The 23,430-nt window shown below is 56.3% G+C and carries 25 protein-coding genes; 13 read left to right on the top strand and 12 right to left on the bottom strand.

Annotated elements, in window-relative coordinates; genetic code table 11:
* Positions 1 to 52 precede the first annotated feature (52 nt).
* Genes mmsB through C1J03_RS13875 form a run of 3 tightly spaced genes read right to left on the bottom strand, consistent with a single transcriptional unit; the run spans position 53 to position 3,112 of the window.
* Positions 53 to 928 (bottom strand): 3-hydroxyisobutyrate dehydrogenase, encoded by an 876-nt coding sequence (mmsB, locus tag C1J03_RS13885; RefSeq protein ID WP_114889008.1) that lies wholly within the window; start codon positions 926 to 928, stop codon positions 53 to 55.
* Between the two features lie 10 nt (positions 929 to 938).
* Positions 939 to 1,973 (bottom strand): enoyl-CoA hydratase/isomerase family protein, encoded by a 1,035-nt coding sequence (locus C1J03_RS13880; RefSeq protein WP_114887141.1) that lies wholly within the window; start codon positions 1,971 to 1,973, stop codon positions 939 to 941.
* Entirely contained in the window at positions 1,970 to 3,112 is a 1,143-nt protein-coding gene (locus C1J03_RS13875; RefSeq protein WP_114887140.1) for an acyl-CoA dehydrogenase family protein, read from the bottom strand. Before C1J03_RS13875 ends, C1J03_RS13880 begins: the two co-directional genes overlap by 4 nt.
* A 320-nt stretch (positions 3,113 to 3,432) precedes the next feature.
* On the opposite strand from C1J03_RS13875, the gene C1J03_RS13870 reads away from it, so the two are divergent.
* A complete protein-coding gene (locus tag C1J03_RS13870; RefSeq protein ID WP_114887139.1) occupies positions 3,433 to 4,098 on the top strand; it encodes a VPLPA-CTERM sorting domain-containing protein in 666 nt (221 codons plus the stop codon).
* Positions 4,099 to 4,169: 71 nt separating this feature from the next.
* Here C1J03_RS13870 and C1J03_RS13865 read toward each other — a convergent pair whose 3' ends face one another.
* Positions 4,170 to 5,669 carry a CoA-acylating methylmalonate-semialdehyde dehydrogenase gene (locus C1J03_RS13865; RefSeq protein WP_114887138.1) on the bottom strand — a complete coding sequence of 500 codons (1,500 nt, stop codon included), beginning with the start codon at positions 5,667 to 5,669 and terminating at the stop codon, positions 4,170 to 4,172.
* 109 nt (positions 5,670 to 5,778) lie between these two features.
* Here C1J03_RS13865 and C1J03_RS13860 point away from each other — a divergent pair, with 109 nt between their 5' ends.
* The 3 genes from C1J03_RS13860 (at position 5,779) to coaD (ending at position 7,748) form a co-directional block, all read left to right on the top strand.
* Positions 5,779 to 6,675 carry a LysR family transcriptional regulator gene (locus C1J03_RS13860; RefSeq protein ID WP_114889007.1) on the top strand — a complete coding sequence of 299 codons (897 nt, stop codon included), beginning with the start codon at positions 5,779 to 5,781 and terminating at the stop codon, positions 6,673 to 6,675.
* Between the two features lie 59 nt (positions 6,676 to 6,734).
* Entirely contained in the window at positions 6,735 to 7,169 is a 435-nt protein-coding gene (locus tag C1J03_RS13855) for a CBS domain-containing protein (protein ID WP_114887137.1), read from the top strand.
* A gap of 84 nt (positions 7,170 to 7,253) precedes the next feature.
* Positions 7,254 to 7,748 (top strand): pantetheine-phosphate adenylyltransferase, encoded by a 495-nt coding sequence (gene coaD, locus C1J03_RS13850; RefSeq protein WP_114887136.1) that lies wholly within the window; start codon positions 7,254 to 7,256, stop codon positions 7,746 to 7,748.
* A gap of 6 nt (positions 7,749 to 7,754) precedes the next feature.
* On the opposite strand, the gene gap (C1J03_RS13845) is transcribed toward coaD, so the two are convergent.
* The 3 genes from gap (C1J03_RS13845) to gap (C1J03_RS13840) all read right to left on the bottom strand — a co-directional run bounded on the left by gap (C1J03_RS13845) (position 7,755) and on the right by gap (C1J03_RS13840) (position 10,061).
* Positions 7,755 to 8,750, bottom strand: a complete 996-nt coding sequence (gap, locus tag C1J03_RS13845) for a type I glyceraldehyde-3-phosphate dehydrogenase (protein WP_114887135.1) — start codon at positions 8,748 to 8,750, stop codon at positions 7,755 to 7,757.
* A gap of 108 nt (positions 8,751 to 8,858) precedes the next feature.
* Positions 8,859 to 9,002: a hypothetical protein gene (locus tag C1J03_RS25555; protein ID WP_174234467.1), complete on the bottom strand. Its 144-nt coding sequence runs from the start codon at positions 9,000 to 9,002 to the stop codon at positions 8,859 to 8,861.
* 57 nt (positions 9,003 to 9,059) lie between these two features.
* Positions 9,060 to 10,061 (bottom strand): type I glyceraldehyde-3-phosphate dehydrogenase, encoded by a 1,002-nt coding sequence (gene gap, locus C1J03_RS13840; RefSeq protein WP_114887134.1) that lies wholly within the window; start codon positions 10,059 to 10,061, stop codon positions 9,060 to 9,062.
* 196 nt (positions 10,062 to 10,257) lie between these two features.
* On the opposite strand from gap (C1J03_RS13840), the gene C1J03_RS13835 reads away from it, so the two are divergent.
* The gene (locus tag C1J03_RS13835; protein ID WP_114887133.1) at positions 10,258 to 11,238 is read left to right on the top strand and encodes a DUF808 domain-containing protein; all 981 of its coding nucleotides are present in this window, start codon (positions 10,258 to 10,260) and stop codon (positions 11,236 to 11,238) included.
* Between the two features lie 29 nt (positions 11,239 to 11,267).
* Here the strand turns inward: C1J03_RS13835 and C1J03_RS25360 are convergent, their stop codons facing one another.
* On the bottom strand, positions 11,268 to 11,432 hold the full coding sequence (locus C1J03_RS25360; protein WP_162798541.1) for a hypothetical protein: 165 nt from the start codon (positions 11,430 to 11,432) through the stop codon (positions 11,268 to 11,270).
* Positions 11,433 to 11,660: 228 nt separating this feature from the next.
* Positions 11,661 to 13,676, bottom strand: coding sequence for a transketolase (gene tkt, locus C1J03_RS13830; RefSeq protein WP_114887132.1), 2,016 nt, complete (start codon positions 13,674 to 13,676; stop codon positions 11,661 to 11,663).
* Positions 13,677 to 13,919: 243 nt separating this feature from the next.
* On the opposite strand from tkt, the gene C1J03_RS13825 reads away from it, so the two are divergent.
* The 3 genes from C1J03_RS13825 to C1J03_RS13815 all read left to right on the top strand — a co-directional run bounded on the left by C1J03_RS13825 (position 13,920) and on the right by C1J03_RS13815 (position 15,490).
* On the top strand, positions 13,920 to 14,411 hold the full coding sequence (locus C1J03_RS13825; protein ID WP_114887131.1) for a hypothetical protein: 492 nt from the start codon (positions 13,920 to 13,922) through the stop codon (positions 14,409 to 14,411).
* Positions 14,411 to 14,803: a cell division protein ZapA gene (locus C1J03_RS13820; RefSeq protein ID WP_114887130.1), complete on the top strand. Its 393-nt coding sequence runs from the start codon at positions 14,411 to 14,413 to the stop codon at positions 14,801 to 14,803. The genes C1J03_RS13825 and C1J03_RS13820 overlap by 1 nt, the downstream gene beginning before the upstream one ends.
* Positions 14,804 to 14,917: 114 nt before the next feature.
* Positions 14,918 to 15,490, top strand: a complete 573-nt coding sequence (locus tag C1J03_RS13815) for a GNAT family N-acetyltransferase (RefSeq protein WP_114887129.1) — start codon at positions 14,918 to 14,920, stop codon at positions 15,488 to 15,490.
* A gap of 124 nt (positions 15,491 to 15,614) precedes the next feature.
* Here the strand turns inward: C1J03_RS13815 and grxD are convergent, their stop codons facing one another.
* Both grxD and C1J03_RS13805 read right to left on the bottom strand, forming a co-directional pair.
* Entirely contained in the window at positions 15,615 to 15,977 is a 363-nt protein-coding gene (gene grxD, locus C1J03_RS13810) for a Grx4 family monothiol glutaredoxin (RefSeq protein ID WP_114887128.1), read from the bottom strand.
* A 234-nt stretch (positions 15,978 to 16,211) separates the two neighbouring features.
* Entirely contained in the window at positions 16,212 to 16,448 is a 237-nt protein-coding gene (locus tag C1J03_RS13805; RefSeq protein WP_114887127.1) for a BolA family protein, read from the bottom strand.
* 152 nt (positions 16,449 to 16,600) lie between these two features.
* Between C1J03_RS13805 and C1J03_RS13800 the strand changes: the two genes are divergently transcribed.
* The 5 genes from C1J03_RS13800 (at position 16,601) to C1J03_RS13780 (ending at position 22,520) form a co-directional block, all read left to right on the top strand.
* Entirely contained in the window at positions 16,601 to 17,569 is a 969-nt protein-coding gene (locus tag C1J03_RS13800; protein WP_114887126.1) for an XdhC family protein, read from the top strand.
* Positions 17,566 to 18,558, top strand: coding sequence for a molybdopterin-binding protein (locus C1J03_RS13795; protein ID WP_114887125.1), 993 nt, complete (start codon positions 17,566 to 17,568; stop codon positions 18,556 to 18,558). The genes C1J03_RS13800 and C1J03_RS13795 overlap by 4 nt, the downstream gene beginning before the upstream one ends.
* A 132-nt stretch (positions 18,559 to 18,690) precedes the next feature.
* Entirely contained in the window at positions 18,691 to 19,176 is a 486-nt protein-coding gene (locus C1J03_RS13790; protein ID WP_114887124.1) for a (2Fe-2S)-binding protein, read from the top strand.
* Positions 19,177 to 19,262: 86 nt separating this feature from the next.
* Positions 19,263 to 21,626 (top strand): xanthine dehydrogenase family protein molybdopterin-binding subunit, encoded by a 2,364-nt coding sequence (locus tag C1J03_RS13785; RefSeq protein ID WP_114887123.1) that lies wholly within the window; start codon positions 19,263 to 19,265, stop codon positions 21,624 to 21,626.
* Positions 21,627 to 21,731: 105 nt separating this feature from the next.
* Positions 21,732 to 22,520 carry an FAD binding domain-containing protein gene (locus C1J03_RS13780; protein ID WP_114887122.1) on the top strand — a complete coding sequence of 263 codons (789 nt, stop codon included), beginning with the start codon at positions 21,732 to 21,734 and terminating at the stop codon, positions 22,518 to 22,520.
* Positions 22,521 to 22,725: 205 nt separating this feature from the next.
* Here the strand turns inward: C1J03_RS13780 and infC are convergent, their stop codons facing one another.
* On the bottom strand, positions 22,726 to 23,295 hold the full coding sequence (gene infC / locus C1J03_RS13775) for a translation initiation factor IF-3 (RefSeq protein WP_114887121.1): 570 nt from the start codon (positions 23,293 to 23,295) through the stop codon (positions 22,726 to 22,728).
* Positions 23,296 to 23,430: the final 135 nt, after the last annotated feature.

The raw sequence follows: 23,430 nt of genomic DNA, 5'->3' as shown, positions 1-23,430 counted from the left end.
GGTTTTCCCGATTGTCGCCATATTGAGGACAAAGTTGGGGCACCGATTTTGGCTAGTCGCCGCGGCCTCGTTTTTCAAATCGCGGTAGCATGGCGCTGAAGTCCATCCCTTGGCCATTCTCGTCCTGAACAAAGCTGCGGTACAGCTCCAGCGCACGCGCGCCCATGGGCGTATCTGCGTCAGCGGCCTCAGCAGCTTGTTGGCTCAGGCCAAGGTCCTTGAGCATCAATTCGGCAGCGAAACCAGGGGTATAGTCGTTGTCCGCGGGCGATTGAGGGCCGACGCCCGGGGCAGGGCAATAGGCATTCATCGTCCAAGAATATCCAGATGACGTGCTGACCACATCAAACATCTTTTGCCGGTCAAGCCCCAGTTTATCGGCCAACGCAAAGGCTTCGCAGGTCGCAATCATCGTCACGCCGAGGATCATATTATTGCAGATTTTTGCAGCTTGGCCGGCACCCGCGTCGCCACAATGCACGGCCTTTTGGCCCATGACTTCAAACAACGGCGCGGCAGCGGCAAAAGCTTCGGGTGATCCGCCCGCCATAAAGGTCAACGTGCCTGCAGCCGCACCGCCGATACCGCCCGAAACGGGTGCATCAACGAACAAAAGACCCTTTTTATCAGCATCTTGCGCCACACTACGTGCGCTTTCTACATCAACGGTCGAGCAGTCGATTAACGCGGCACCGGCCTTCATATGTTGGGTAATCTGTGCCGCAACAGCGCGTAGGATTTCACCATTTGGCAACATGGTAATCACGGCGTCAGCCCCGCGCACGGCCTCTTCAATCTGAGCCACAGAAGTCACCCCGACAGCGGTCGTCCCCGCGGTGTCAAAGCCCAAAACCTCATGCCCGTCCGCCGCCAAATTGGCCGCCATTGGCGCGCCCATATTGCCCAGTCCTATAAAGCCAATCTTGATCTTGCTCATGCTAACCCTCTAATTTTAATGCGTTACTTCCCAATGGCGCCAACATCGCGTCGATCCGATCTTGTGGCACGCCGCCGTCCGCAAATTGCCATTGTGGATTGCGATCCTTGTCGATGATTGCAGCGCGAATACCTTCGAGCAGATCGCCATGGGCCATCGCGCGGTAGGTAAAGCGGTATTCCAAGTCCAGCGCTGTGGCCATATCCGGCGTTTCGCGCAATCGGCGTAGCATTTCAGCAGTGCAGGCCAGCGATAAAGGGGCGTTGCGCGACATTGCCTTGAGTGTTGCACGCGCAAAATCGGTCTCCTCGCGGGAGAGGCTCTCTTTGATCGCGGTGGGCTTGGGGTTTTTGAAATGCGTGTTAATCAGGGTCGACTGAGCCTTGAGCTTGCCGCCGGGTGCTTGGTGCGGCGTGTGGTCCAACAGCGTGACATCGCCGGTCCGTTCAAGTTGATCAATCAACGAAGGCCACAGTTCCTCTGGTATATAAATATCTGCAAAACCTGCATAAATAGCATCAGCAGCGTCCATCCGCGCAGCCGTCATCCCCAGATATTCGCCAATAGACCCAGGGGCCAGGGCCAACATCAGCGAGCCGCCCACATCCGGCACAAGGCCAATCCCACATTCTGGCATGGCGATCTGGCTGGTCTCTCCTACGATCCGGTGCGACCCATGACAGCCGATGCCCACGCCGCCGCCCATGGTGAATCCATTCAAGAACGACACCACGGGCTTGGGGTAGGTGAAAATTTTGTAGTTCAGCCGGTATTCATCGGCCCAGAACTGCTGCCCGAAGGCGAAATCGCCTTTTCGGCCCGTGGCATAAAGCTCCGCGATGTCGCCACCTGCGCAAAACGCGCGGTCGCCTTCTGCGTCGATCACAATCACAGACACCGCCGGATCGGCCCGCCACCCATCAAACGCAGCTTCGATAGCGAGGCACATCTCATAGGTCATCGCATTGAGTGCTTTGGCGCGGGTGAGGGTGATCCGACCCACGGTCCCGACCACCCGGATATCGATATCGCTCATCGGTTTTTTAGCATGTCGCGGGCGACGATCACGCGCATGATTTCATTGGTTCCCTCAAGGATTTGATGGACCCGCAAGTCACGCACCAGTTTCTCGATTCCGTAATCGGCCAAATATCCGTAACCGCCATGCAGCTGCAGGCATTGATCAACGACCTTCGATCCGGTTTCGGTTACAAACTTCTTGGCCATGGCGCAAAACTTGGTGGCGTCGGGCGCACCAGTGTCCAGCTTCCATGCGGCTTGGCGCAAGAATACCCGCGCCGCCTGCATCTCAATTTCCATATCAGCGAGGCGGAATTGCAGCCCCTGAAACTGGTCGATTGGTTTGCCAAAGGCCTGCCGTTCTCCCATGTAGGCCAGTGTTGAGGTCAGTGCGGTTTGCGCAGCGCCAAGCGAACAGGCCGAGATGTTCAATCGCCCGCCATCCAGCCCCATCATCGCATATTTGAAACCTTTTCCCTCTTCTCCGATAAGATGTCCGGCAGGAATGTTGCAATTGTCAAACTGCACTTGCGCCGTAGGTTGGCTCCGCCAGCCCATTTTATCTTCTAATCCGCCAAAAGAAAGACCCTCTGCGCCATCTTCGATATAGACGGTTGAGACGCCAGCGGCACCCGCATCACCGGTGCGTACCATCGTGACATAGGCGTCGGAATAACCGCCACCTGAGATGAACGCTTTGGTTCCGTTAAGGGTGTATCCTTCGTTGGTGCGCTCTGCGCGTGTCTTGAGGGCGGCGGCGTCAGACCCTGATCCAGGCTCGGTCAGGCAATAGCTCAGGACCGTGTTCATGGCCAAAACGTCCGACATAATTCGTGCCTTGAGGTCGTCGTTGGCGAAGGTATCGAGCATCTTGGCGCACATGTTGTGGATCGACAGGAAGGCCGCAACCGAAGGGCACGCCATCGACAGTGCTTCAAACACCAACGTTGCATCCAGCCGAGTAAGACCAGAGCCGCCCGTGTCCTCAGACACATAGAGCCCGCCAAAACCAAGCTCCGCAATTTTGGGCCACAGATCTTTTGGGATGGTCTCGTCTTTTTCCCAAGCCCGCGCGAATGGGGCGATATGCTCTTGTCCAAAGCTGTACGCCATATCGAAAATGGCCGTCTGCTCTTCGCTTAGTGCAAAATCCATGGTCGTCGTCCCCCAAAAGTAACGATTATTGAACACATGTTAAATTAGCTGGGAGCAACTGGTCTGGCAAGTATTCAAAGGGGATTTAGGCGTTTTTTTGCGGATAGAATCACTCCTCATTCAAGTTAGTCCGTGTAAACAATGACCCGTAAAAGACGAGTTTGTTTCCAAAGGAGGTTTGATTTTCTCGTGTAAAGGGAAAAGTGGCAGATTTAAGGCAGTTTTGCCTGTATTTTGTTGTTATGGGTTAAAAAGGTGATAAACGGTGCCCTGCTCGTTAGGTCGGGTGTCAATAACGATGAACCTTAGGGGAAGATTATATGAAAAATTTGTTTAGAGGCGGCATAGTTGCCGCATCGCTTTTTGTTGCATCAACCGCATCGGCCGCGGTGGTGTCATTCGAAAGCTATACATTCAACGACACACCTAACAGTGTTCTACCGTTTGTAACTGTGACAGACACCGGCGTCGTCGGTGAAGTCGAAGTAAATGTTGGTTTGCTCGGATCAACCGTGAACGTAGGTACGTTGACAGGGTTGTTCTTCGACTTTGGTGGTTCCGCAAATTACGACGACATTTACTTCAATCTTGGTTCGGACCCACTCGCGGCGTTTGAGGCTGTTTCATTTGATACCAATGATGCGGGAATGGGTGCCAACCTGGAGGGTGATATGGACGATATGACGGTCGGAATGCAGTCGTCGGGAGATTTCGACCTGGCTATCCGGTTTGATAAGCTTTCGGTCTATCCGACTTCGCAGAGCTTCTTTCTGTCTGGTGAGTTTTTCGCAATGGACTTCACACGCGTTGGCTTGCGTTTCCAAGAAGTTGGCGTGGGCCAGCTTGGTGGTGGCAGCAACAAGATGATTGGCATTCCGGGTACACCACCCCCGGTCAACGAAGTGCCGCTGCCTGCGGCTGGTTGGATGCTGATGGCGGGTCTGGGCGGTTTGGCCGCTGCGCGCCGGCGTCGTCGCGCTGCCTAACGCAAGACAGCTATATCGAACGAAAAAAGGCAGCCTCAGGGCTGCCTTTTGTTTGTGTCGGGGGCGGATCGTTATTCCATTACAGGGATGGAGAATTCGCCGCCTTCTTTGATGCCTGAGGGCCAGCGGGCCGTCACAGTTTTGGTGCGTGTGTAGAATTTGAATGCATCCGGTCCGTGCTGGTTCAAATCACCAAAGACAGATTTTTTCCAACCGCCAAAGGTGTGATAGGCCAGCGGCACAGGGATTGGCACGTTGATGCCGATCATGCCGACATTGATCCGGTTCGCAAAATCACGTGCCGCATCGCCATCGCGGGTAAAGATCGCGGTGCCATTGCCGTATTCATGATCCATCGCCAGCGCCAACGCCTCTTCGTAGGTTTCGGCGCGCACGCAGGTCAGAACAGGGCCAAAGATCTCGTACTTATAGATGTCCATGTCTTTGGTCGCGCGGTCAAAAAGATGTGGGCCGATGAAATAACCATCCTCGTAGCCCTGCAGTTTGAAATCGCGTCCGTCTACAACCAGCTCGGCACCTTGATCGATGCCGGTTTGAACCAAGCGTTCGATATTGGCCTTGGCAGCAGCCGTTACAACGGGGCCGTAATCGACGTCCTTACCGGAGGTGTAGGGGCCAACCTTGAGCGCTTCAATACGGGGCACCAGTTTCTCGATCAACCGGTCCGCCGTGTCATCGCCCACCGGAACCGCAACCGAGATCGCCATGCAACGTTCGCCTGCAGCGCCGTAACCGGCACCGATCAGCGCATCTGCGGCTTGATCCATGTCAGCGTCTGGCATGATGATCATGTGGTTCTTGGCACCACCAAAGCACTGAACGCGTTTGCCGTTGGCACAGCCCGTGGCGTAAATATATTCCGCAATCGGGGTCGAGCCAACAAAGCCAACAGATTGGATGACGTCGTTGTGCAAGATCGCATCAACGGCTTCTTTGTCACCGTTCACAACCTGCAAAATGCCTTTTGGCAGGCCTGCTTCTTCGGCAAGTTCTGCGAGCATCAATGGAACAGATGGATCGCGCTCTGATGGCTTGAGGATAAAGGCGTTGCCGCAAGCGATGGCCGGGGCAAACATCCACATCGGGATCATCGCTGGAAAGTTAAAGGGCGTGATGCCCGCTGTGACGCCCAAAGCCTGACGCATGGAGTACATGTCGATGCCGGGGCCTGCGGAGTCAGTATATTCGCCTTTGAGAAGCTGTGGTGCGCCAACGCAATATTCCACGACCTCAAGGCCACGCTGCACGTCACCAGCTGCATCTGGCAGGGTTTTGCCGTGCTCGCGCGAAAGCGCTTCGGCAAGTTTGTCCATATCGCGGTTCAGCAGGTCCACCAGCTTCATCAACACGCGTGCGCGTCGCTGTGGGTTGGTCGCGGCCCATGCAGGCTGTGCGGCTGCGGCATAGGCAACGGCTTGATCCATCTCAGCGCCATTTGCGAGCGGCACCTTGGCTTGCACTTCGCCAGTGGAGGGGTTCATCACATCAGCAAAGCGGCCAGAGGTGCCTTTGACATGGGCACCGTTGAGATAGTGGGTCAGTTCTTGCATGGAAATCTCCTTTGAGGGTTGGCGGTACGATAGCCTTGCAAAAAGAGATGTAACAGGGGCAAGGTTTCAAAATCATTTTGCATTTTTGCAAAACCAAGAAGGAAACGACGTGGAAAGCAATTGGGATGACCTGCGGCTGTTTCTGGCGGTGGCGCGCGAACAAAGCCTGTCAGGTGCGGGCAAACAGTTAAGGCTGGACCCTGCAACGCTCGGGCGGCGGATGGCACGATTGGAAAAATCGTTGCAAGCGGTGCTATTTGCCAAATCCCCCCAGGGCTATGCGCTGACGCAAGCCGGGGCGGATTTGTTGGCCCGCGCTGAGGCAGCAGAGCAAGCGATGCGCGCTGCCACGGCCGGTGTTGCCGAGCAAAGCGACCGACTGAGTGGGCAGATTAGGGTAGGAGCCCCGGATGGTTGCGCAAACTATCTATTGCCGCAGGTGTGTGCCCGGATCGCCGAGGAAAACCCAGAGCTGGATATCCAGATTGTCGCCTTGCCCCGGGTGTTTAATCTGTCACGGCGCGAAGCGGATGTGGCGATTGGCGTTAGCGCACCCACCGCGGGGCGATTGCTGGTACAGAAAATCACCGCTTATCAGCTGCATCTGGCGGGGTCAGACGCCTATCTGGATGGCCATCCCCCGATCCGGTCCGTGGCGGATTTGAAGGGGCACCGTTTGGTGGGGTATATTCCGGACATGATATTTGACCGTGAGCTCGATTACCTCGCCGATCTTGGCGTGGGGCGGGTGCCGATGGCGTCAAATTCGGTATCGGTACAGGTCAATATGATCCGACAAGGCGCAGGCATTGGCGTCGTTCATGACTTTAGCCTGTCGCAGGCTCCGGGCGTTCGGCGCATTCTTGTGGATGAAATTGCGCTTACGCGGGCGTTTTATCTGATCCGCCACGCAGATGATCAACGCAACTTACGGCTTTCGCGATTTACACAATGTTTGGTGGCGGGGTTGCGGGCAGAAGTGGCCGCGTTGGAGGCAAATGCTTGACAGGTCACTGCTTTATCGTGACGCTGGAAATATAACTGATCAAAAATGGGGAAGTCGACATGCTTGTATCGCAAATTCTCAAGACCAAGGCCGACGATGCGGTTGTGACGGTGCTGCCCAGTATGACGGTAGCAGAGGCTGCCAGAATGCTATCCGAAAAGCGGATCGGGACCCTGATCGTTTCCGCCAGCGGCAAATCACCCGACGGTATCCTGTCAGAACGTGACATCGTACGAGAGTTGGGGCGCAGTGGTTCGGGGTGCCTGGACCAAACCGTTGAGGCCTTGATGACGCGTAAATTGGTGACCTGCACAAAAAGCGACCGCTCTGACGCTGTGCTTCAGCAAATGACAGATGGGCGTTTTCGGCACATGCCGGTTCTTGAGGACGGTGTCCTTGTTGGCTTGATTTCACTTGGTGATGTGGTCAAGGCGCGCTTGATGGAACTTTCGATGGAAAAAGAAGCGCTAGAAGGCATGATCATGGGGCATTGAGCCTCCGCCCCACCGGGTTGCACTTTTGCAAATCTCGTGGGCATTATGCCTGACCTGACACTTGACGATCCAAGGAGCGTGCCGATGCGCATTGGCCTTTATCCCGGTACGTTTGATCCCATAACTTTGGGTCATATTGATATCATCCGCCGCGCTGCGCGCTTGGTGGACAAGCTGGTCATCGGAGTGGCGATCAACCGCGACAAGGGACCACTTTTTGATCTTGAGGAACGCGTGGCGTTGATCGAAGCGGAGTGTGTTTCTCTATCAGAGCAAACGAGCACTGAAATCGTCGTGCACCCTTTTGAGAACCTATTGATCAAATGCGCGCGGGACGTGGGCGCACAAACGATCATCCGAGGCCTTCGTGCTGTAGCTGATTTTGAGTATGAATATCAAATGGTTGGTATGAACCGCCAGCTTGATAATGAGATTGAGACGGTGTTTTTGATGGCCGAGGCACAGCATCAGGCCATTGCCAGTAAGCTGGTCAAAGAGATCGCGCGGCTTGATGGCGACGTCAGCAAATTTGTGACGCCGCGGGTGAATGAGGAGCTGCGCAAGCGCTTTGGCAACTAGCCTCGCTTAGACTTGCGCCATCACAGTTGCGGTATCCAACATGCGGTTGGAAAATCCCCATTCATTGTCATACCACGCCAGCACCCGCAGCAGGTTACCTTGCTGCATCGAAGTTTGATCACTGGCAAAAATTGCCGAACGGGCGTCGTGGTTAAAGTCAATCGACACCAGTTTACGAGTTTCCACACCCATCACACCGTTCATGCCCGCCGCCGCAGTTTCCATCGCCGCGTTCACTTCGGTTTCGGTCGCTGAGTTTGACAGTTCAACCACCAGATCAACGCAGGATACGTTTGGCGTGGGCACCCGGATCGCGGTGCCCGTTATCAGGCCATCAAGATGGGGCAACACGATGCCTAAAGTCTGCGCAGCACCCGTGGTGGTGGGGATCATCGACAACGCAGCAGCGCGCGCGCGGTAAAGATCTTTGTGCGTGCGGTCATGGACCGGCTGGGTGCCGGTATAGCTGTGAACCGTGGTCATGTGGCCGCGGATAATGCCAAATGCCTCGTGCAACGCATGAGCGATGGGCACCAGGCAATTTGTGGTGCAGGAGGCGTTTGAAATGATGCGGTCTGCGTCGGTGATCAGGTCATGGTTGACGCCGTACACCACCGTTTTGATATCACCCTTACCGGGTGCCGAGATCAGGACCTTGCCCGAGCCGTTTTTGAGATGCAGGCCTGCCGTCTCTGGGCTGCGGAAAAACCCGGTACATTCCAGCGCGATATTGACGTCATCCCAAGGCAATTTGTCAGGCTCGCGCTCAGCGGTGACACGGATCGGGCCATATCCAACGTCCATGACCCCGTCACCGGTGGTAACGGGCGCACCATACCGCCCATGTACACTGTCAAATTCAAACAGATGGGCGTTGGTTTCAAGCGGAGCCAGATCATTGATCGCCACGACGCGCAGGTCGTCCCTGCCACTTTCGATCAAAGCACGCAGAATATTGCGGCCAATGCGGCCAAAACCGTTGATAGCAAGGGTTGTTGTCATGGGGCACCTTTTGATCAAATTGTGTAAATCGATGATGAACAGGTAAATGGAACTGTCAACGCTTGTTGTATCCAGCCGGCATCGAAATCTGCAATAATGCGGATGCGTCTAACGCCAGAACGCCATCCATTCGATCAGCTCAGCCAGTTTTTTGCCCAGAAAAATCAGGTGCTCGTTGCCGTAGATATAGCCGTCCAACACCATGGCAGCGATCAGCAAAAGACCCAGCACAATGGCGATGCGGTTGGTCATGGATGATCCTTTGCTGTCCTCGGCTCCGTGATAGGGCAGGGCCGCGGCGCGTGCAAGTCAGCCCAGATTGCCCATCGCAACGGCAACATCCGCCATCCGCACCGAAAACGCCCATTCATTGTCATACCAGCCCAGAACTCGGACCGTGCGACCGGCGACGACGATGGTCTGATCGGGCGCAAAGATGCAGCTTTCTTCGGTATGGTTGAAATCAATCGAGACTTTTTGTTCCGGATCATAGCCCAGGACGCCCTGCATCGGTCCACTGGCGGCCGAAAAGGCTGCAGCGTTGACCTCTTCGACGCTCACTTCGCGCGACGCCGTGAAGGTCAGATCAACTGCGCTGACGTTGGGTGTCGGGACCCGCATCGCGGTTCCATCAAGCTTGCCCATCAGTTCTGGCAGCACTTCGCCCAATGCTTTGGCCGCACCCGTGGATGTTGGGATCAGGGCCATGGCAGCGGCACGTGCACGGTAGAGGTCGTTGTGGCGACGGTCCAACGTGGGTTGGTCGCCAGTATAGCTGTGAATTGTGGTCATCAGACCGCTCTCAATGCCCACCGCATCATGCATAACCTTGGCCAATGGTGCGAGGCAGTTGGTGGTGCACGATCCGTTTGAAATCATCGTGTCGCTGGCCTGAAGCGTGTGATGGTTCACACCGTAGACGATGGTCCGATCAACGTTTTTGCCAGGCGCGGACAAAAGAACCCGCTTGGCACCACGCTCAATATGTTTTTGCGCCAGCTTGCCATCGTTAAATTGGCCGGTGCACTCCAACACCACATCGCAGCCAGACCAGTCGAGCGCCTCAAGATCATAGCTCGACATCACTTCGATATCGTTTTGACCAAGGTTCAACATCTTGTCGCCGACTATGATCTCGCCCGGAAACCGTCCGTGAACAGAATCGTATTTGAGCAGATGCGCTGCGGTCTCGATGGGGCCCGTCGCATTCAGTTTGACCACTTCGATGTCAGTGCGGCCCGACGCCGCGATCGCGCTAAGCGTACAGCGGCCAATCCGGCCAAATCCGTTAATACCAACTTTGATGGTCATTTTGCGTATCCTCTAAAGGTGCAGGTTGCACATTCTATAGCGGGGGATTGTGGCGAGATTAAAGTGCGAAAGGCCCTATATTTCGGGGTGTTAGCGCTAAAGTCGAGTGTTAGCGGTAACCCTTTGTGGTCCCAATCGGCACTTTGCAATTCTACCGTGTTTCGTTAGCTATGGTGGAGGTCAAAAGGAGAGCGTTATGAGTGGACTGATTGCCTTGTTCGATGATGTTGCAGCCATTGCAAAAGTGGCGGCGGCCAGTGTCGACGATGTGATTGGTCAGGCGGCCAAAGCGGGGACCAAAGCTGCGGGTGCTGTGATTGACGATGCCGCTGTGTCTCCCAAATACGTGCAAGGCTTTGAGGCCAGCCGCGAGCTGCCGATCATCTGGCGCATCACCAAAGGCTCGCTCAAGAATAAACTGGTGTTTTTGCTGCCTGCGGGTTTGGCGCTGTCGGCATTTGCACCTTGGCTCATTGCACCTCTCTTGATGCTGGGCGGCGCTTACTTGTGCTTTGAAGGGGCTGAAAAGATCGCCCATGCTATTGGGATGAGTGATGCGCATAAGGATTACGCCGCGGCAGCGACCACAGTAGAAGATCCCGCTAGCCTGGAAGAAGAAAAGGCGAAGGGAGCGATCAAGACCGATTTCATTCTCTCAGCCGAAATTATGACAATTGCTCTTGCTGCGATCCCTGAGAGTAATTTTTGGATGGAAGCCGCAACCCTCGCTACTGTGGCCGTTATGATTACCGTCGCGGTCTATGGATCGGTCGCGCTGATCGTGAAAATGGATGATCTGGGGCTTGCGATGGCAAACCACGGACGGCTCGGCGTGACGCGGTCACTGGGGCGTGGTCTTGTGAAGGGGATGCCAGGGTTTTTAAACCTTCTGACGATTATTGGAACGGGCGCGATGCTTTGGGTCGGCGGTTCAATCATTGTCCATGGGCTCGAAGTGCTCGGCTTTGGCACGATAGGGCATTGGATCCATGATGTGGCTGTGTCCATCGGGCAGGCTGTGCCGCTATCGCTGCAAGGGATCACGCAGTGGATCGCAAAAGCCGCAATGGATGGTGTGTTTGGTGTGGTGCTAGGACTGTTGTTCATCCCCATCGGGGAAAAGATTGTCACACCGGCATGGCGCGCACTCTTTAAGAGCAGGGCGAAGAAAGCCTGAACCGGGTTTTCGTAAGCTGCTATTTCGCCTTAACGGCGACGCATGAAATTTGTGTTCGCCTTGTAGGTCAGGCTGATCATCATGAGCATACCGAGATGCCCAAAAATCACGTAAGCCGCCACCGACGTCATGATTGTTCCGCCGACATACTGATTTGAAACAGCCGCAAGGCTGCCCCAAAAAACGGCGCTCATTACATATATTGCTGCCACTGCATTACCTCGCCAATTACGCGCTAACCGCGTTTCATATTATTGGAGTTCAATCGTTAAAGTAGAATGAACCCGATACAAGTCGCGAGCTTGTTATGTTTTGTGAACGGCGGAAGATCGCCTGTTTTGCGGGTCAAAACGTGTATTTTGACCTTTCTAAATGCCCGCTAGGGGAAAATTGGCGCGGGGCGCTTGGCCCCGCGCGCATTTTTACAGTAGCGCTTTTGCTTTTTCGGCAACGTTTTCGGCGGTGATTCCGAACTTTTCAAACAGTTCACCAGCTGGTGCAGAGGCTCCAAAACGGTCCATGCCGACAAAATCTGACTTGCCCCATTTGCCGCGCTCACCGAGCAGCCATTGATCCCAGCCTTGGCGCACGCCAGCTTCAATTCCGACCCGGACAGCACCACCTGGCAAAACCCGCTTGCGGTAGCCATCGTCCTGCTGGGCAAAAAGCTCCATACAGGGCAGGGACACAACCCGCGTCCCGATCCCTTGGGCTTGCAACAATTCACGCGCAGCCATTGCGACCGACACTTCAGAGCCGCTGGCAATCAAGATTACCTGACGTTTGCCTTCCGCATCGACCAGAACATAACCGCCCTGTGCCGTGAGGTTTTTGGTCTTATGCTCGGTGCGCACAGTCGGCAGGCCCTGACGGGTCAGTGACAAGACAGAAGGCGTCTTGGCCTGTGTCAGCGCGATTTCCCATGCTTCAGCCGTTTCAATGGTATCGGCCGGCCGGAAAACCAACGTGTTTGGTGTTGAGCGGCTGATGGCCAGATGCTCGACAGGCTGGTGGGTGGGGCCATCTTCGCCCAAGCCAATGCTGTCGTGGGTCATCACATAGACAACCGGGATCTGCATCAACGCAGACAGGCGCATTGCAGGCCGCGCATAATCGGTGAAACACATGAACGTGCCGCCGTAGGGGCGGACGCCGCCATGCAGCGCCATGCCGTTCATTGCAGAGGCCATCCCATGTTCGCGGATGCCCCAATACACATAGCGCCCACCCCGGCTGTCGATGTCAAAAACGCCCAAATCGCTGGTTTTGGTGTTGTTCGAGCCTGTCAGATCCGCAGATCCACCCACAGTCTCAGACATCACCGGGTTGATGACTTCGAGCACTTTTTCAGAGCTTGAGCGGGTCGCAATCTTGGGCGCAGCTTCGGCCATCTGCTTTTTGAACGCTTTGATCGTGGCGCTCAGCCTTTTGGGGGCATCGCCCGCATGGGCGCGGTTAAACACGTCCCGCTTGCCACGGGGCATATCGTCAAAGCGTTCTTCCCAAGCACGGCGCGCATCTGCACCTTGCGATCCGATGGCCTCCCAAGCGGATTTCACGTCCGCTGGAACCTCGAAGGGACCTGTGGTCCAGCCATATGCCGCTTTGGCGGCGGTCAGCTGATCAGGATCAGTTAATGCGCCATGCCCTTTGGAGGTGTCCTGTGCGGCGTGACCCAATGCGATATGCGTCTTGCAGGCGATCATGCTGGGCAGATCAGAAGCGCGCGCCTCGGTCAGAGCGGCGTCGATTTCATCGGGGTTGTGACCATCGATCTCAACCACATGCCAACCTGCTGCAACAAAGCGTCCGACTTGGTCAGTGCGGTCTGACAGGCTCAGCGGGCCGTCGATGGTGATGTTGTTATTGTCCCACATCACGATTAGCTTGCTCAGCTGATGCCGCCCGGCGAGGGTGATCGCTTCTTGGCTCACGCCTTCCATCAAGCATCCGTCACCGGCGATGACATAGGTATAGTGGTCCACAACCTTGGCACCGTATGTGGCGCGCTGGATTTCTTCGGCCATCGCAAAACCAACAGAGTTGGCAAGTCCCTGACCCAGCGGGCCGGTCGTTGTTTCAATTGCGTCAGCCAGGAAATTCTCAGGGTGGCCCGCAGTGCGCGCGCCCATCTGGCGAAAATTCTCCAGCTCGCTTAGCGGAAATTCGCCGTAACCCGTGAGGTGCAGCAACGAATAAAGCAGCATCGATCCGTGGCCTGCCGACAAGATAAAACGGTCACGATCTGGCCAAAGCGGAGCAGAGGCATCAAACTTAAGGTGCTTTTCAAACAGCACCGTCGCCACATCGGCCATGCCCATCGGCATACCAGAATGGCCTGAATTCGCCGCCGCAACAGCGTCGAGTGTCAGGGCACGGATGGCAGTCGCTTTGGACCAGTGATCGGGGTTGGCAGTGCGCAGTGCGTTGATGTCCACGTGTAGGGGCTCCTATGGAGGGCAAAATGGCGTTAACGCTGAATAACAGTGCCGCGCCAAAGATCAAGCGCAGGTGGTAAACGGCTGTCTCAGCACATCAAGGTCGGGCTTCAAGCCGCTGATCTCAAAGGGGGGGCGCAATTGCCCAGCAGTTTGGGTAGGATTACGGGAAATTAGGTGACAACATCGATTCGCGCCCACTGATGGGGCGTAACAGATCAAAATGGACGGGAGACAGCACCCATGAGTGAAATTGACGAGCTGCAGCGACGTATTACGGCAGCGATGGATCAAATCGCGTTTGGGCTAGAGAAACTGGGGCCACGTGCGGATTCTGAACCCGACGCGGATACCTCACGCGCCCTAGAAGAAGAGCGCACTGCCAATGCCCAGCTTCAAGAGCGGGTAAAGTCGATGCGCGAAAAAAACCAAGCTGAGACCGAGGGCTTGCGTGCGCGAGCCGAGGCCGGTGAAGCGCGAATGGCCCAGCTTGATATCGATCTGCAACGGGTACGCCGCGCCAATGCGCAACTCTCTGAAGCATGCAAAGCCTTGCGCGACGCCAATGCCGAAGGGGTGGGGGATGCCCATCTGATTAATAAGTCGATGATGACAGAACTGGATGCCTTGCGCGCCGCCCGAACCGCAGATGTGGCCGAGGCGGACGCAATTCTAGCAAACCTGCAACCATTGTTGGATGCTGCGGGCAACACCGCAAAAGAGGAGGACGCATAATGCCAGAGACCAACATTGTTATTGGTGGGCGTCAGTTTGAGGTCGCTTGCCAAGAAGGCGAAGAATCCTATCTGCAAGCCGCCGCAAAAATGCTCGATGACGAGGCTCAGGTATTGTCCGATCAAGTCGGCCGGATGCCCGAAGCGCGTATGTTGTTGATGGCGGGCCTGATGCTCGCTGACAAAACCGCCAGCGTCGAAGACCGGATCACTGAGATCCGCTCAGAACTTGCCGAGCGCGAAGCCGAACTTGCTGGGTTGCGCGGCACAGTGGTCGAGCCTGAGCGCGTCGAAGTGCCTGTGATTCCACAAGCGGTCAACGACACCCTCGCCGAGATTGCCGCCCGCGCGGAATCGCTAGCTGCCGAGGTAGATGAGAAGGTCGGAGGGTAAGGTCGGGTCACTCAAACCTGCAGTTCTTAAGGGCTGAAGCGTTATTCAGGTGCCCAAACACATAAGCAACGTGAACCCCCCTCTAACAAAAGCAACGACAAAGAGAGTGTCGAAATGTTTACAGCATCGGACAGAAGCGAAGCATCCAAAGTCTTAAGCAGTCTAACGCTTGGATTTTCTGCGGACCCTTTTATGCGGTGGCTGTATCCAGAGCCGGCGGAGTTTCTGACCCACTTTCCGCGCGTCATGGATTTCTTTGGAGGGCGCGCATTCGACAACGGCAGTGCCTTTCGAAACGAAGATTTTACTGCCGGCGCTCTTTGGCTTCCACCAAGCATACACCCCGACGAGGAACAGCTGGTTGCGTGTTTCGAGCAGACCGTAACGCCAGAAAAGCATGATGCGCTTTTCGAAACTTTTGGACAAATGGATCAATACCATCCCGACGAAGACTGTTGGCATCTCGCGTTTGTTGCGGTCGATCCGACGTGCCAAGGCAAGGGGCAGGGCTCTGCTTTGCTAGAGGCGAGCCTCAAACATTGCGACAATGACGGAAGGCCAGCCTATTTGGAATCAACGAACCCGGCGAACCTGTCGCTGTATAAGCGTTATGGTTTCGAAGAGATGGGCGTCATCAAAGCCGATCAGGCACCGCCTCTGTTCCCTATGTTCCGAGCCGCTCAATAGAAGTCGATAAAATCGGCAGCACCTCTTCAGTGCAATCTTTGCAGTCAGCCCAGTTAACCAGACGCCAACAAAAAAACGCGCCCCGGCATTCCGGCGGCGCGTTTGTTCTTATAGCCGCTTAGCTTCAGGCGTTGCTTTCGCGGATCTTATCTGCGGCGTCTTTGTCAAATGCCACGCCGTTTTCGGCAAAAAGCGTGTCCAGCTCGCCTGACAAAGTCATCTCAGTGATGATGTCACAGCCGCCAACGAATTCGCCTTTGACATAAAGCTGCGGGACAGTCGGCCAATCGGAGAAATCTTTGATCCCTTGGCGAAGACCCTCATCGGCCAGCACGTTCACATCCGCAAACTCAACGCCCATGTAATTAAGCACCCCAGCCACGCGGCTTGAGAAACCACATTGCGGCATCTCCTTGGTGCCCTTCATGAACAAAACCACGTCGCTGGTGGTGATGGTCTCTTTGATCTGTGTTGATGCGTCGGTCATTTCTTTTTCCTTGCTGAGGCAGGCACAAAGGCCTTTGCGTATGTCTGTGGGTCACGCGCGACTCGCGTGACGCTGGAGTGTTGGGTACCTTGTCCGAGATCTACACTGGTAAAGATCACGTTTGGGCCGTGCCATGTGGGCGCTTGGGGCGGTTTCGAGTTATTCGCGCATTTAGTAGGACCGCGGCGCTCCCAATAAGAGTGATGCCAACCGGCCAAAGCCAGGAGAAATCCATCAGTCCGGCACTTTTGTCGTGAGGGCCAACGCGTGCAATTCACCGCTGGGGCCGTCCATTTTGCCTTTGAGCGCTGCATAAACTGCGCGTTGCTGCTGCACCCTGTTCATGCCCGCAAAGCTTTTGTCGACAACCATCGCTGCCATATGCACGCCGTCATTTCCTTCGACAGTGATTTGGGCGTCGGGGAAAGCCGCGCGGATGAGGTCTTCGATTTCTTGGGCTTGCATCGGCATCAAGGGCGCTCCGGGGGTATGGAAATTTATGGTCCACTACTATGTAGTAGGGCCACTGCACAGGTGCAAGAGACGGCGCGCTGTTGGATTATTCGTTTGACGGTGCCGGGGGTGGCGCGCACAACTCTGTATCAATCGAGAGGGTTTGAGACATGCAAGATTTGCGCGGCGCGCCGGAACAGGCATTGGCCTGGATCACGGCAGGTCAGGGAGTGGTACTCGCCACGGTGATTGACACATGGGGGTCGGCTCCGCGCCGTGTGGGCGCACAAATGGTGGTGTCCTCAGAAGGTGCTATGGAGGGCTCCGTGTCGGGCGGTTGCGTTGAAGGGGCCGTGGTCATTGAGGCGCTCGAGGCGTTGGAACAAGGCCAAGCCCGATTGTTGGAATACGGGATCAGTGACGGTGATGCCTTTGCTGTGGGCCTTGCGTGTGGTGGGACAATCCGTGTGTTGGTGGAACCTGTGGGCGGGCAGGGGATGAGCATAGAGGCATTGCAGGCGCTCGTTGACGCCCGCGCGGCGCGCCGGCCAATTGCCTATGATGTGGCCCTCGACGGAACGAGCGGCATCCTAAGCGAGGACGGCAACGAAGAGCGATTTCGCAAGGATAAATCCGGCCTAAGCGAGGACGGCAGCCGTTTCATTGCCATTCACAACCCACCCTTGCGCCTGATCGTTGTGGGCGCGGTGCATATCGCCCAGGCATTGGTCCCGATGGCACAGATTGCCGGGTTTGATCCCATTGTTGTCGATCCGCGCGAGGCGTTTGGGTCGGATGCGCGCTTTCCTCAGGCCCGGGTGCTAAATGACTGGCCCGATGCAGCCCTGAACGAGGTGGGCGTGGATGCCCGCACCGCCGTTGTGTTGCTCACGCATGATCCCAAGCTTGATGATCCCGCACTGCATGTGGCCCTTAAATCGAAAGCGTTTTACGTCGGCGCGTTGGGGTCCAAGCGAACCCATGCCGGCCGGATTGAAAGGCTGAGCGAAGCGGGCTTTGATCCTCACACCATCGCACGTATTGCGGGCCCCGTTGGTCTGAATATTGGTGCTGCCAGCCCGGCCGAGATCGCTGTTTCAGTTCTGGCGCAGATGATCGAAACGCTGCGCCGCCCATGAGGTTCGGTCCGATCTTGGTGAAAGATGCGTGCGGTTCGGTGCTGGCGCATTCCGTTGCTTTGTCTAAGGGGCGGTTGCGCAAGGGGCATGTGCTCGGCATTGCTGATCTGGCGTCGCTGAAGGATGCTGGCCACGCCGAAGTGATCGTCGCCCGGCTGGATTCCGGCGATGTGGACGAAAACGCCGCTGCTGATGTGCTTGCGGATGCTTTGATGGCCGACGCAAACGGATTGCGACGCACCAACGCTTTTACCGGGCGGGTTAACCTGATTGCGGATGGACCCGGTGTTGCCGTGCTGAATGTCGCCGCCCTTGAGGCTGCAAATGCAGTTGATCCGATGATCACCATCGCAACCGTACCGCCGATGCTGCAAATGGCCGAAGGCGGCATGGTGGCAACGATCAAGATCATTGCTTATGCCGTCGGGCAGGCGGCCCTTGAGCAAGCGGCAGACGCTGCGCGTGGGGCGATCCGTGTTGCCCAACCGGTGCTCAAGGATGCGACGTTGATCATCACAGAAATACCCGGTGGCGCTGGCGACAAAGGCCGGGTTGCGATTGAAAACAGGCTCACCGCCTTGGGTGTTGCATTAAATTCGGTTCAGATGGTTCCCCACCGCACAGACGCGTTGAGCGCTGCGATTGCTGCATCAAACAGCCCACTTGTGCTGATCCTTACCGGGTCGGCCACCTCTGACATCAAAGATGTGGGTCCGCTGGCACTGGCGCAGGCTGGGGGGCATATCGAACGCTTTGGGATGCCGGTTGACCCGGGCAACTTGCTGTTCTTGGGCCACAAGGGCAGCCAGATCGTCATAGGCTTGCCGGGATGCGCCCGTGCACCGGCACTCAATGGAGCTGATTGGGTATTGTCCCGCGTCGTGTGCGGCATCGATGTCACCGCGCGCGATATTGCTGCCATGGGTGTGGGTGGTCTGCTCAAGGAAATCCCAACACGGCCTCAGCCGCGCAATCGCCCGCCAAAATAACCGGCGCGGTGACATGCACTATCCTGCGAAAAAGGGGACCTATAACGCGATAGTTGAAAATTTAGGTTCTCAACTGAGGGACCACATGCTTAACTCCGCTTAAACACGCTACAAAAAACTGGGAGGATACCAATGACACAGGTCAAAATGACCGTGAACGGCAAGGCCGCATCTGGCACTGTCGAGGGGCGCACGCTTTTGGCGCAGTTCCTGCGCGAAGATCTCGGACTGACTGGCACGCATATCGGCTGCGACACCAGCCAATGCGGCGCATGCCTTGTGCACGTGAACGGCGAAGCGGTTAAAGCTTGCACCATGCTGGCGATCGAAGCCGACGGCGCAGAAATCGCTACGATCGAAGGGCAAGCTAGCCCAGATGGCACGTTGAATGTGATCCAGCAGGCGTTTCAGGACCATCACGGCCTGCAGTGCGGTTTTTGCACACCCGGTATGGTGATGTCTGCCGCAGCCTTGTTGAAAGAAAACCCCAAGCCAAGCGAAGCAGAAGTTCGTCACTATCTGGACGGCAACATCTGTCGTTGCACGGGGTATCACAACATCGTTAAGGCGATCATGGCCGCATCCGGTCAGGACGTCGAAACAATCGCAGCAGAATAATCATCCGGGCGGCGGATGAACGCCGCCACAAGACATATGATGCTTGGAGTGCCGAGGCGCTCCACTTTCTGGGAGGAGAGATCACAATGCCTAAGGACAGCGGTATCGGCGCCAGCAGCAAACGGCGCGAAGACATCCGGTTTTTGACCGGCGAGGGAAACTACACCGACGACATCAACATCCGGGGGCAGGCGCATGTGTTTTTCCTGCGCTCAGACATAGCGCATGGAACGCTCAATAGCGTGGACACGGCGGCAGCGGCTGCGATGGACGGGGTCGTTCAGATCTTTACCGGCGCGGACTTTGAAGCCATCGGCGGCATACCGTGTGGCTGGCAAATTACTGATAAACATGGCGAAGTCATGCAAGAGCCCAAGCACCCGGTGCTGGCCCACGGCAAAGTCCGCCATGTTGGCGAACCGATTGCAGCCGTCGTGGCCGAAACGCTGGAACAGGCCCGCGATGCGGCCGAGGCGATTGAGGTCTCGATCAGCGAACTGCCTGCCGTCGTGAACATGAAGGATGCCGTCAAGGATGGCGCGACCAAGGTCCACGACGATTTGACCAGCAACATGTGCTACGACTGGGGTTTTGTTGAGGAAAACAAAGAAGCGGTGTGGAAAGCCTTTGACGACGCGGCCCATGTCACCACCCTTGAGCTGGTCAATAACCGCCTTGTGGCCAACCCGATGGAACCACGCGTGGCTGTCGGTGATTTTGCCCGCGGCACTGGCGATTACACCCTATACACAACCAGCCAGAACCCCCATGTGATCCGTCTGTTGATGGGCGCATTTGTGCTGGGTATTCCAGAGCATAAGCTGCGTGTTGTGGCCCCTGATGTGGGCGGCGGGTTTGGTACCAAAATCTTCCATTACCAAGAAGAAGCGTTCTGCACATTCGCTGCCAAAGCCTGCAACCGGCCGGTCAAATGGACATCAAGCCGCTCTGAGGCCTTCATGTCTGACGCCCATGGTCGCGATCACGTCACCAAGATCGAACTGGCCTTGGACAAAGACAATAACTTCATGGCGATCCGCACGGATACCCATGCGAATATGGGGGCATACCTCAGCACGTTTGCGCCTTCAGTGCCGACATGGCTGCATGGCACATTGATGGCGGGTAACTACAAGACACCGCTGATTTATGTGAACGTCAAAGCCGTCTTTACCAATACGGTGCCGGTTGATGCCTACCGCGGTGCCGGGCGCCCCGAGGCCACGTATCAGTTGGAGCGGTTGGTCGATATGGCCGCGCATGAGCTCGGTGTCGATCCAATTGCGTTGCGGCGGCAGAACTTCATCACCGAATTCCCCTATGCCACGCCTGTGGCTGTGGAATATGACACCGGTGACTATGTGGCGACGATGGACAAGCTTGAAGAGATGGCTGACATCGCGGGCTTTGACGCACGTCGCACAGCATCTGAGGCCAAAGGCAAGCTGCGCGGGTTCGGTATGAACTGCTATATCGAGGCTTGCGGGATTGCACCGTCCAACCTTGTGGGACAGTTGGGTGCGCGTGCGGGGCTCTATGAAAGCGCCACTGTGCGGGTCAATGCAACTGGCGGCTTGGTTGTCATGACCGGCAGCCACAGCCACGGCCAAGGCCACGAGACATCGTTTGCGCAAGTTGTTGCAGACATGATCGGCATTCCTGAAGATATGGTCGAAGTTGTGCACGGCGATACAGCCAATACCCCAATGGGCATGGGCACTTACGGCTCACGCTCCATCGCGGTTGGTGGATCAGCCATGGTGCGCGCAACAGAAAAGATCATCGCCAAGGCCAAGAAAATCGCAAGCCATCTGCTGGAAGCCTCAGAAGGGGATATCGAGCTGAAGGATGGTGCGTTTAGCGTGGCTGGCACGGATAAATCCGTCGCGTGGGGTGATGTGACTTTGGCAGCTTATGTGCCACACAACTATCCTCTGGAAGAAATCGAACCGGGCTTGGAAGAGACGGCATTTTACGATCCGTCAAACTTTACCTATCCGTCTGGTGCTTATGCCTGCGAAGTGGAGCTGGATCCTGAAACAGGGCAGGTCACCATCGAGCGGTTCTCGGCAGCCGATGATTTCGGTAACATCATCAACCCGATGATCGTGACCGGACAGGTCCATGGCGGGCTTGCACAAGGCATTGGTCAGGCGCTGATGGAAAATTGCGCCTATGATGAAGACGGCCAACTGCTGAGCGCGTCCTATATGGATTACGCAATGCCGCGGGCCTCGGATCTGCCAATGTATGACGTTGATCATTCGTGCCAGACACCTTGTACGCATAACCCACTGGGCGTCAAAGGTTGCGGCGAGGCGGGTGCGATTGGATCGCCACCTGCTGTGGTCAATGCGGTTCTGAATGCGATGCGTTCAGGCGGTCATGACGTGGCGCATATCGACATGCCGGTGTCGCCCGCACGTGTTTGGGCGGCAATGCAAGGCTAAGGTGACGGGGTTCCAGGGGGCAACCCAAGGAACCCCGCCTGAGTTCATTTGAAAGATGAAGGGCAAAGGGGCGCGTGCGCCCGGCCCGGATTGGAAGGAAACAAGATGTACAACTTTGACGTAGAAAAACCCGCGACGATCGCGGATGCGGTCCAGGCGATGACTCGCGACGAGGCCCAGCCCATGTCGGGGGGGCAAACGCTGATCCCGACGCTCAAGGCGCGGCTGGCTGCCCCATCGGTGCTGGTATCGCTAACGGGCATTGATGAAATGAAGGGCGTAAGCGTCGACGCAGAGGGGTGTCTTTGCATTGGCGGTGCCACATCCCACGCGGTGGTGATGCGCGAAGCGGCAGCGCATTACCCGGCGCTGGCTGGCCTTGCCGGCCGGATCGGCGATCCCGCGGTGCGTAATCGCGGCACCATCGGCGGCTCAATCGCAAATAACGACCCATCTGCATGTTATCCCGCGGGCGCGCTTGGCTCTGGGGCCACGATCCTAACAAACAGCCGCGAGATTGCGGCGGATGATTTCTTTCAGGGTATGTTCGAGACGGCCCTTGAGGAAGGTGAGATTGTGACGGAAGTGAAATTTCCAATCCCGCAAGCCGCGCATTATGAAAAGCACCTGCAGCCTGCATCGCGCTTTCCTTTGGTTGCGGCCTTTGTTGCGCGTTATGCGGACGGCGTGCGCGTTGCGATCACGGGTGCATCTGAAAGCGGTGTGTTCCGCTGGACAGAGGCCGAAGCGGCGCTGAACGGCTCATTTGCAGCAGATAGCATCGCGGGCCTAAGCGTACCTGCGGATGGTATGATCGGCGATTTGCATGGCACGGGTGAATACCGGGCACATCTGGTCGGGGTCATGACGCGCCGCGCTGTAGCCGCCGCGTAAAGCTAAAGGCGACGACAGATTTAGAAAGCCGCGTTCGGGGTTACCCCAGACGCGGCTTTTCCGCGTTTAGGGATGTGTCTGCGCAAGACGGCAACATCAACGCGCAGAACGTCGCTGGACCAACGCCCAGGGGCCCAAAAAGCAAAAACGCCCTCGCAGTGATGCGGGGGCGTTTTGCAACTTAAATTCGTTCAGCGTGGCAGCCTTATTTCGGCAATGGACCGATCAGCATGACCATCTGGCGGCCTTCCATCTTCGGAAAGTTCTCGACTTTGCCAGCTTCTTTGGTGTCCACGGCAACGCGCTCCAGCAATTCACGACCCAAATTCTGGTGTGCCATCTCGCGGCCCCGGAAACGCAAAGTGATCTTTACCTTGTCGCCGTTTTCCAGAAACTTGAAAACATTGCGCATTTTAACTTCGTAATCATTGGTGTCGGTGTTGGGCCGAAACTTCACCTCTTTGATTTCGATGATTTTCTGCTTCTTGCGGGCCTCAGCCTCGCGTTTTTGCGTCTCATATTTGAATTTGCCAAAATCCATGATCTTACACACAGGCGGACTTGCGTTCGGCGAAATTTCTACGAGGTCCAATCCCGCCTCTTCGGCCATTTCCATGGCGCGGGCAGGGGTAACAACGCCAGCGTTCTCACCATCAGCGCCAATAAGGCGGATTTCGGTGGAGCGGATATTGTCGTTGACGCGCGGGCCGGTGTCTCGTTGGGGCGGCGCGTTATGTGGTCTGCGAGCGATGATGGTCTTCCTTTGATTGTTCATGAATCCGAGTATGCAAAGTAGACCCGCGTTGCTCCGTCTTCAAGCCGAAATACAATCTGAATGACGGAAGTATGGTTGATTTCCCCTTGAACCTTTGGCCGCTGCCGCGCATTTGACACACAAGAGGTGCCAGAA

Origin of the sequence: Sulfitobacter sp. SK012, assembly GCF_003352085.1 — a bacterium.
Lineage (GTDB): Bacteria > Pseudomonadota > Alphaproteobacteria > Rhodobacterales > Rhodobacteraceae > Sulfitobacter.
Note: the sequence above shows the minus strand (reverse complement) of the source record. Positions and strands in the feature narration are given on the sequence as shown.

Excerpts from the sequence above, each read along its gene's own strand:
- C1J03_RS13880 (WP_114887141.1), bottom strand. The coding sequence starts at position 1,973 with ATGAGCGATATCGATATCCGGGTGGTCGGGACCGTGGGTCGGATCACC.
- C1J03_RS13875 (WP_114887140.1), bottom strand. The coding sequence starts at position 3,112 with ATGGATTTTGCACTAAGCGAAGAGCAGACGGCCATTTTCGATATGGCG.
- C1J03_RS13870 (WP_114887139.1), top strand. The coding sequence starts at position 3,433 with ATGAAAAATTTGTTTAGAGGCGGCATAGTTGCCGCATCGCTTTTTGTT.
- C1J03_RS13865 (WP_114887138.1), bottom strand. The coding sequence starts at position 5,669 with ATGCAAGAACTGACCCACTATCTCAACGGTGCCCATGTCAAAGGCACC.
- C1J03_RS13855 (WP_114887137.1), top strand. The coding sequence starts at position 6,735 with ATGCTTGTATCGCAAATTCTCAAGACCAAGGCCGACGATGCGGTTGTG.
- coaD (WP_114887136.1), top strand. The coding sequence starts at position 7,254 with ATGCGCATTGGCCTTTATCCCGGTACGTTTGATCCCATAACTTTGGGT.
- gap (WP_114887135.1), bottom strand. The coding sequence starts at position 8,750 with ATGACAACAACCCTTGCTATCAACGGTTTTGGCCGCATTGGCCGCAAT.
- C1J03_RS25555 (WP_174234467.1), bottom strand. The coding sequence starts at position 9,002 with ATGACCAACCGCATCGCCATTGTGCTGGGTCTTTTGCTGATCGCTGCC.
- gap (WP_114887134.1), bottom strand. The coding sequence starts at position 10,061 with ATGACCATCAAAGTTGGTATTAACGGATTTGGCCGGATTGGCCGCTGT.
- C1J03_RS13835 (WP_114887133.1), top strand. The coding sequence starts at position 10,258 with ATGAGTGGACTGATTGCCTTGTTCGATGATGTTGCAGCCATTGCAAAA.
- C1J03_RS25360 (WP_162798541.1), bottom strand. The coding sequence starts at position 11,432 with ATGAGCGCCGTTTTTTGGGGCAGCCTTGCGGCTGTTTCAAATCAGTAT.
- C1J03_RS13825 (WP_114887131.1), top strand. The coding sequence starts at position 13,920 with ATGAGTGAAATTGACGAGCTGCAGCGACGTATTACGGCAGCGATGGAT.
- C1J03_RS13820 (WP_114887130.1), top strand. The coding sequence starts at position 14,411 with ATGCCAGAGACCAACATTGTTATTGGTGGGCGTCAGTTTGAGGTCGCT.
- C1J03_RS13815 (WP_114887129.1), top strand. The coding sequence starts at position 14,918 with ATGTTTACAGCATCGGACAGAAGCGAAGCATCCAAAGTCTTAAGCAGT.
- grxD (WP_114887128.1), bottom strand. The coding sequence starts at position 15,977 with ATGACCGACGCATCAACACAGATCAAAGAGACCATCACCACCAGCGAC.
- C1J03_RS13805 (WP_114887127.1), bottom strand. The coding sequence starts at position 16,448 with ATGCCGATGCAAGCCCAAGAAATCGAAGACCTCATCCGCGCGGCTTTC.
- C1J03_RS13800 (WP_114887126.1), top strand. The coding sequence starts at position 16,601 with ATGCAAGATTTGCGCGGCGCGCCGGAACAGGCATTGGCCTGGATCACG.
- C1J03_RS13795 (WP_114887125.1), top strand. The coding sequence starts at position 17,566 with ATGAGGTTCGGTCCGATCTTGGTGAAAGATGCGTGCGGTTCGGTGCTG.
- C1J03_RS13790 (WP_114887124.1), top strand. The coding sequence starts at position 18,691 with ATGACACAGGTCAAAATGACCGTGAACGGCAAGGCCGCATCTGGCACT.
- C1J03_RS13785 (WP_114887123.1), top strand. The coding sequence starts at position 19,263 with ATGCCTAAGGACAGCGGTATCGGCGCCAGCAGCAAACGGCGCGAAGAC.
- C1J03_RS13780 (WP_114887122.1), top strand. The coding sequence starts at position 21,732 with ATGTACAACTTTGACGTAGAAAAACCCGCGACGATCGCGGATGCGGTC.
- infC (WP_114887121.1), bottom strand. The coding sequence starts at position 23,295 with ATGAACAATCAAAGGAAGACCATCATCGCTCGCAGACCACATAACGCG.